The 575-nt window shown below is 56.2% G+C and carries 1 protein-coding gene; it reads left to right on the top strand.

The window, feature by feature from the left end:
- Positions 1-575, top strand: a 575-nt coding sequence (locus O2S87_RS18750; RefSeq protein WP_475410228.1) for an IS66 family transposase, incomplete at both ends; no start/stop codon positions are given.

Genomic DNA, 575 nt, shown 5'->3' with positions numbered 1-575 from the left:
CCTCAAGCAGTACGAAAACCCAAACACACCACCCAGTAAGCAGGGTGGTGCGGCTAAATCACCTGGTAGAGACGGTCAAGACGGGGATGAAGACGAAGAAGATGAAGGAGACGACGCTGGCGGCGACTCTGACGCCGCCAGCGACTCTTCACCAGGACGGAGTGAAGGCCACGAAGGAACAACTCGACCACCACCAGAACCCGAAGAGACGATTCGGGTTGATCAGGGATACTGTCCAGACTGTGAGCAAATCCTCTCGAACCCTGACAACTACGTCTCACGAACTGTTATCGATGTCCCGCTTCCCGTTCCAACCACCGTCGTAGAGTTCCAACTTGGCAAACACCACTGTTCCTGTGGAAACGAGGTTGTTGCTGAGCATCCTAACTGTCCCGAAAAGGGGCGGTTTGGGCCAAATCTCATGGCCCAAACCGCTCTCGGTCGGTTCCATCAACGACTGCCCAACCGGAAACAAGCCGAGCTGTTTGACTGGGAGCTCGATCTTCCGATCTCCCACCGGACGATCTACAACTTGACCAAGCGGGTCGCAGACCGGCTGCGACCCGCATACAACG

Source organism: Halohasta sp. A2 (genome assembly GCF_056175805.1).
The sequence above is the reverse complement of the archived record's forward strand: the minus strand, read 5'-3'. Positions and strand labels throughout refer to the sequence as shown.